This window comes from Mesorhizobium sp. M2A.F.Ca.ET.037.01.1.1 (genome assembly GCF_003998075.1).
In the GTDB taxonomy this organism is placed as follows: Bacteria; Pseudomonadota; Alphaproteobacteria; order Rhizobiales; family Rhizobiaceae; genus Mesorhizobium.
The window spans coordinates 1-6317 of sequence record NZ_RZSA01000326.1; the positions used below are offsets into that span (position 1 = coordinate 1).

Genomic DNA, 6317 nt, shown 5'->3' on the forward strand with positions numbered 1-6317 from the left:
AGCGACTGCTCGTCGCGCGGGGTGAGGTAGCGCAGCGCCAGGATCGCGAGCGGCGTCAGCACCATCGAGATGATGACGATGGCGGTGAGCGTTGCGTTGGCCTGGCCGTCGATGATGCCGACCGCGGCCGCGGACGAATAAAGCACGAAGGCGAATTCGCCGCCCTGCGCCATGAAGACGGCGCGTTCGAGCGCCTCGCGATGGCCGCTCTTCAGGATGCGCGCGACGATGTAGATGCCGAGCGCCTTCATGACCATGTAGGCGACGACATAGATCGCGACGAGCCGCCAGTTATGGGCGACGACGCCAAGGTCGAGCGACATGCCGACGGCGAGGAAGAACAGGCCGAGCAGGATCCCGCGGAACGGCTCGATATCGGCTTCGAGCTGGTGTCGGAAAGTCGATTCCGACAGGAGCACGCCGGCGAGGAAGGCGCCCATCGCCATCGAAAGGCCGGAGAGCTGCATGGCGAGAGCCGATCCCAGCACCACCAGGAGGGCCGCGGCGGTCATGACCTCGCGGGCACGCGCGTCGGCCAGGATTCGAAAGAGCGGATTAAGCAGATAACGGCCGGCCACGACCAGCCCGACGATCGCGGCGATGCCCATGCCGACTTCGGTCAGCCGCTCCGAAATACTGGTTTCGGCGCCGCCGGGCGCGAGGAAGGCCACCAGCGCCAGCAGCGGCACGATCATCAGGTCTTCAAGCAAGAGGATGGAGACGATGCGCTGGCCTTTCGGCGTGGCGATCTCGCCGCGCTCTTCCAGCAGCTGCATGACGATCGCCGTCGAGGTCAGCACGAAGCCGGCGCCGGCAACGAAGGACTGCGCGATCGGAAAGCCTCCGGCCAGTCCGACGAGGGTGAGCAGGACCGCGCAGACGCCGACCTGGAGGGCGCCCAATCCAAAGATCTCGCGACGCAGGCCCCAGAGCCGCGACGGCTGCATTTCCAGCCCGATGATGAACAGGAACATGACGACGCCGAGCTCGGCGACGTGGAGGATCGATCCCGATTCGGAAAAGACGCGCAGGCCGAACGGGCCGATGACCACGCCCGCGGCAAGGTAGCCGAGGATCGAGCCCAGCCCCATGCGCTTGAAGATCGGCACGGCGATGACGCCGGCCGCGAGCAACGCCACCACCTGCACCAGATCGCTGCTCGACGCTTCAGCTGCCATGGCTGTCATCCTGTTGCTGAAAAGCGCGTTCGCCTGGAAAACATTCAGGTGGACGCGCTTCAGGTCTTTGCTTGATGCATGTCGTTATTCCAGAACCGCTGCGCACTTCTGGGCGACATGCATTAGAAGCACTCCTTGCATGCACCGGGAGGGAGAGGCAAGGGCGGGAGGCCTGCCAGGAAGGGTAGGCGCCGTCGGAGGGACCTTCGCTTGCCTGTCGGACGTTCGGCATCTATAATGGCGAAATGTCTGACTATTCGTCCCGCCCGCTTCCGGATATCCCGATGGATGCGCTCAGCGAAGTCCTGCAGGACTTTCGCTTGAGTGGCGTGAACTATGGCCGCTGCGAGCTGCGACATCCATGGAGCATCGCCTTTCCGCAACAGAGGCTCCTTCGCTTTCACTTTGTCGGCCAGGGCCCATGCTGGATCCATACCGAAGAGGAAGGCTGGCAGGAGTTGCGCAATGGCGATCTGGTGCTGCTGCCGCAAGGCATCGCTCATCGGCTGGCCAGTGCGCCGGACGTCGTCGGCGACTCGCTCGAGGGGTGCCAGGTGACCAAGTTGGGCGGCAATGTCTGCGAAGTGGTCAGGCAGGGAACGGGCGCGACAAGCACCCTTTTCTGCGGCTCGATGGCACTGGGTTCCTGCGCGCTCAACCCGTTGATCACGTTGATGCCGCCTGTCATCAAAGGCTGCGACGTGGCCGGAAATGACCCGGTCATGCGTCCTTTGCTGGCGGCTATGACGGCCGAGGCCGCGCAACCGCAGATGGGCAGCGCCACCATCCTGTCGCGGATGGCGGATTTGCTGACGGCCCGGCTCATCCGCTGCTGGGTCAATTGCACCGGAGCCTCGACCACCGGCTGGCTCGCCGCCATCCGCGACCCCCATATCGGCCGCGCTCTCGCAGCCATGCACCGAGATCCCGGCCATAACTGGACGCTGGAAAGCCTAGCCGCCCTGGCCGGCCAATCGCGCTCGATTTTTGCCGAGCGCTTCAGCGCTGTCTTGGGCGAGGGCGCTGCACGCTATCTCGCTCGTCTGCGCATGCAGCTTGCCCGCGAGTTGCTGGGGCAAAACGGCATGTCGGTTGCCGAAGTCGCTACCCGTCTGGGCTATGATTCCGAGGCATCCTTCGCGCGCGCGTTCAAGCGCATCACCAATGTCTCGCCGGGCGTTGTGCGCCGCACAATTTCCGGACGAATGGACATGAACTTCGGATTTTAAGATACATATAATCCGGGCGGACTAGCCTATCTAAGATCTCCAAACTTTGGAGACTCCTTCCGTGACTGACACAACATTACAGCTTGAAGACACCGCGATTGGCCTTGATGAGGATGCGCCAGCCGCATGGAGCGCAGGCACCTGGTTTGCGGTCCTTTCATTGGCGGCCACCAGCTTTGCGCTGGTGTCAGCCGAATTCCTGCCCGCAGGTCTGTTGACGCCGATGGCACGCGATCTCGGCATCAGCGAGGGAACGGCCGGACAGGTCGTCACCGCCACCGCTTCCGTCGGCGCCGTGACGGCCATGTTAAGCAATGTTCTCATCGGCAGATTGAACCGCAAGACCGTGCTGGTCGGCCTCATGGCCCTGGCGGTCGCCTCCAACCTTCTTGCGGCCTTGGCGCCTAATTTCTGGCTGTTGTTGTTAGGCCGCGCCGGGTTGGGTATCGCTCTCAGCGCTTTCTGGGCACTTTCGGTTGCCGTCGTGGCGAGGTTGGTTGGCGCCAATGCGACGGGGCGTGGCATGGCCATCGTCACCCTCGGCGTCTCGCTTGCCACCATTGCCGCACCGTCGATGGGCGCGCTGATCAGCGACTGGTTGGGATGGCGCAGCGCCATGGCCATGGCGGCGGGGCTGGCCGTGTTGGCCATGCTGGCGCAGTTGCTCAGCCTGCCGACCCTGCCTGCAACCGCCAGCAATAGTCTCGCGGATGTATTTCGGCTGACACGGCGGCGTGGCGTTCAACTCGGCATGCTTGCCATTCTTTTGCTGATGACCGGACATTTCGCCGGCTCTGTCTATGTGCGCCCCTTCCTCGAACACGTGACCCTGCTTGCAACCGGGCCAATTGCCCTGGCCCTGCTTGGATTTGGCATCGCAGCCGTGATTGGCAATGTTGCCGGCGGCCGCATGGCCGACGCCAACATCCACGTGGCTCTCGTGGTCACTGCAGCGTTGATGGCATTCGCGGCGCTGGCATTGGTGCTTTGGGGCGTGCACATCGGCGCTGCCTTTGGGTTTGTCACGCTTTGGGGCCTGGCCTTCGGCATGGGGCCGGTGGTGCTGCCAACCAATCTGTCGCGTGCGGCACCCGATGCGCTGGAAGCAGCGGGCAGCCTGATGGTCGCCTCTTTCCAGGTGGCCATCACCACCGGCGCGGTTGTCGGCGGCTATGTCGTGGACACCTATGGCGCAACGGGGCCGTTGACCCTTACCGCCATTCTTGCCGTCGCAACGGTGGTGCTGGCGCTGCTGCAGCCTCGCAGGTGAACTTGTTCCAGTGACCCAGAGCGTCTCACCGTTTCAGGGAAACGGCGAGACGCTCTATCTCTTTGTTTTTACGCAATTCGGGACGGAAGGTTACGGCGAAGTCGCCGAACCTAAACGCTTCACACTTTCTTGGAACTGCTCTGAAGCGCGTCGCGCTGAACGGCCTGATGCGACACGCCTCAGCTTGTTGTTTTACATGCATTGGGCGGCCTGAATCTGGAACGCCGCGATATTGCATCGTGGTTACACAAGTTTACGCAGCCCGGTTGTTGCGCGCCGCCACAATCAGCGGTTATGGCACGTTCGGCTTCGGCCATCGGAGGCAGTCGCGATGGGCGGCTGCCTTTTTTGAGGAGATGATTGACATGAAAAAGTTTTTGCTCGTCGCCGTAGGTGTTGCGGCGTTGGCTGCATCGGCTTGCTCCAAGGGGCCGGAATGCACGCAGGAAATAGCCGCCAAGAAGGCGCAGGACATGGCTGCCGCCCTCCAGGAAGCCATCACCAAGGATCCGAGCAAGGCGGCCGATCTGACCGCCAAGGTGCAGGCTGTGACCGCCAAGTATCAGGGCGCGACGACGCTTGACGAAGCCTGCAAGGCCTATGACGAGCTGACGGCCACCATCAAGGGTTGATCTCAGCTATCGATGAACACGAAAGCGGTGGCCAAGCGGCCGCCGCCTTTTTGCGGAGGTCGGCGCGTCGGGTCAGTTCTTGGCGATGGCGCCGACTTCGACCGAGTCGACCCGCTTCAGGCTCATGCCGATCACAGGCACCAGCTGTTTGTCGACACGCACAGCCACCGTCACGGTCATCGAATTGTCGTCGGGCACGCGGGCCTGCATGACGCCGTTCAACTGGTTGCGGTTGATGGTGAAGACGACCTTCTGGGCGTCGACGACGTTGCCGCCGACAATATCCATGCCGTTGCCGGTCGAGCCGCCCATGAAGGCGCCCCGGTAGCCGTCGCGACCCTTGCGCTCGACGGTCGCGGACATCTTCTGCGTGAAGACGCCGACCCGGCAGTTGCCGTCCAACGTCATACCGACCTTGCCGTCAGGCGTCGAGCCGTTGAAATCGCAGGTGAATTTGGTGCCCTTGTACTTGCCGGCGATGATCTCGCCAGGGCCTACCCATCGGCCCTCGACGGACCGGAAGAACTGCTTGTCCGGCTCGGCGCCAAAGGCTTTTTCGACCAATCCGAGCGGCGCGGCAATAGCAACGGTCGCAGGCAGCACGCAGGACAGGATTACGCTTCTCATGGACGACACCCGGCACGACAGAGTCTATTCTTGGGACCTGATCGACCATGGCGAAGATTGGTTAATGCTTCGTCACTGGAGGTGGCTTTCGCGTTTACCCTGTTACTCCGCCTGACCGTCTTTTTTGGCCGCGAACGAGGTCAGCGCCGAGAGGAAATCGCCAAGGCCCGGGCGCTTCACGGCAATGAACGGCAAGGGGCGGGCGGTTTCCATCGCCGCGATGCCGATGCGCGCCGTCATCATTCCGTTGACGACCCCTTCGCCGAGCTTCGCAGAGAGTTTTGCGGCAAGCCCATGGCCGACGATCTGCTGCACGAAACTGTCGCCCACTGCGATCGAGCCGGTCACCGCCAGATGCGCGAGCACGCCACGCGCCAGCCGGAAGAAGCCGAGCGTGCCCGGGCGCCCGCCATAGAGTTCGGAAAGGCGCCGGATCAGGCGGCCCGCCTCGAACACGACATAGGCGATGTCGACCAGCGCGCGGGGGCTGACCGCCGTGATCAGGGAGACGCGCTTGGCGGCCTCAAGGATCATGATCTTGGCGCGGGCATCGAGCGGCGACAGGATCTCGGTCTCGGCAAGCCGCACCAGATTGGCGCCGTCGATGATCTCGCCGCGCAACTCGGCGAGCGAACGGCGTCCGGCGGCGGTCTCGGGTTTTGCGGCGACGAAGGCCGAGAGCTCATCAACGAGGGCGCGCGCGGCCTTGGGATCGTCGCGCGCCACGGCATCCAGGGCCCGCTTCTGCATCTTCTCGACTTCGGCAAGGCGAGCAATGGCCAGGAATTCGCGGATAAGGATGACGAGCAGCGAGAGTAGCGCGATCGTCGCCATGCCGGCCGCCAGCCAGCCCAGCCATTCGGCGCGCGCGAACAGGTCGCGGATCAGCTGGTCCGCCCACAGGCCGACCGCCAGCGAGACGAGCACGCCGAGTGCGCCGAAGAACAGCCGCGCCAGCAGCGAACGCTTTCGCGGCGCTGTCGCCGGTGGCGGGGGCGGGGCCTCGATATCCGGCTCGTCGAAAACGTCGACCTCCGAGGGGATCACGACCGCCACGTCGGCCCGCGCGGCGCGCGGCCTGCGCGCCGGCTGCTCCGCGGCGACGCGGCTGACTTGCGACTTCGGCTCGGTCTCGGGCTCGATGCGGAAGGCCGCCGGTTTGCGGGGCGCGGTCATGCCAGATGATCTCCGATCAGGAACTGCAGCGCGCGGTCGAGCCGGATATGCGGCAAGGACAGCGTGACGCCTTCGGCGGTACGCTCGAGCTTCGGTGGGCGGAAACGCACGAAGCGGATCGCCGGCTCGGCGCTGTCGAGCGATGATGCGGACCTGTCGAACACGGCATCGACCTTTTCCGGCAAATCGCCCGGGAATATGGCGG

The 6317-nt window shown here is 64.0% G+C and carries 8 protein-coding genes; 4 read left to right on the forward strand and 4 right to left on the reverse strand.

The genetic code is table 11. The features are described from left to right. The coding region (locus EOA27_RS17390; protein ID WP_189562048.1) for a monovalent cation:proton antiporter-2 (CPA2) family protein at nt 1–1178 on the reverse strand (1178 nt) is incomplete at its 3' end. A gap of 245 nt (nt 1179–1423) precedes the next feature. On the opposite strand from EOA27_RS17390, the gene EOA27_RS17395 reads away from it, so the two are divergent. The 4 genes from EOA27_RS17395 to EOA27_RS17410 all read left to right on the forward strand — a co-directional run bounded on the left by EOA27_RS17395 (nt 1424) and on the right by EOA27_RS17410 (nt 4309). After that, on the forward strand, nt 1424–2407 hold the full coding sequence (locus tag EOA27_RS17395; RefSeq protein WP_126082551.1) for an AraC family transcriptional regulator: 984 nt from the start codon (nt 1424–1426) through the stop codon (nt 2405–2407). Nucleotides 2408–2468: 61 nt separating this feature from the next. After that, a complete protein-coding gene (locus tag EOA27_RS17400; protein ID WP_126082552.1) occupies nt 2469–3677 on the forward strand; it encodes an MFS transporter in 1209 nt (402 codons plus the stop codon). A gap of 10 nt (nt 3678–3687) precedes the next feature. Beyond that, entirely contained in the window at nt 3688–3891 is a 204-nt protein-coding gene (locus tag EOA27_RS17405; RefSeq protein WP_126082553.1) for a hypothetical protein, read from the forward strand. A gap of 25 nt (nt 3892–3916) precedes the next feature. Continuing rightward, on the forward strand, nt 3917–4309 hold the full coding sequence (locus EOA27_RS17410; RefSeq protein ID WP_245467039.1) for a hypothetical protein: 393 nt from the start codon (nt 3917–3919) through the stop codon (nt 4307–4309). 72 nt (nt 4310–4381) lie between these two features. Here the strand turns inward: EOA27_RS17410 and EOA27_RS17415 are convergent, their stop codons facing one another. From EOA27_RS17415 to EOA27_RS17425, 3 genes are all read right to left on the reverse strand, one after another. Continuing rightward, nucleotides 4382–4936, reverse strand: a complete 555-nt coding sequence (locus tag EOA27_RS17415) for a hypothetical protein (protein ID WP_095818606.1) — start codon at nt 4934–4936, stop codon at nt 4382–4384. A 102-nt stretch (nt 4937–5038) separates the two neighbouring features. Continuing rightward, nucleotides 5039–6112: a TIGR01620 family protein gene (locus tag EOA27_RS17420; protein ID WP_126082554.1), complete on the reverse strand. Its 1074-nt coding sequence runs from the start codon at nt 6110–6112 to the stop codon at nt 5039–5041. Beyond that, on the reverse strand, nt 6109–6317 hold a 209-nt coding region (locus EOA27_RS17425), incomplete at its 5' end, for a YcjX family protein (protein WP_189562049.1). The genes EOA27_RS17425 and EOA27_RS17420, both read right to left, overlap by 4 nt.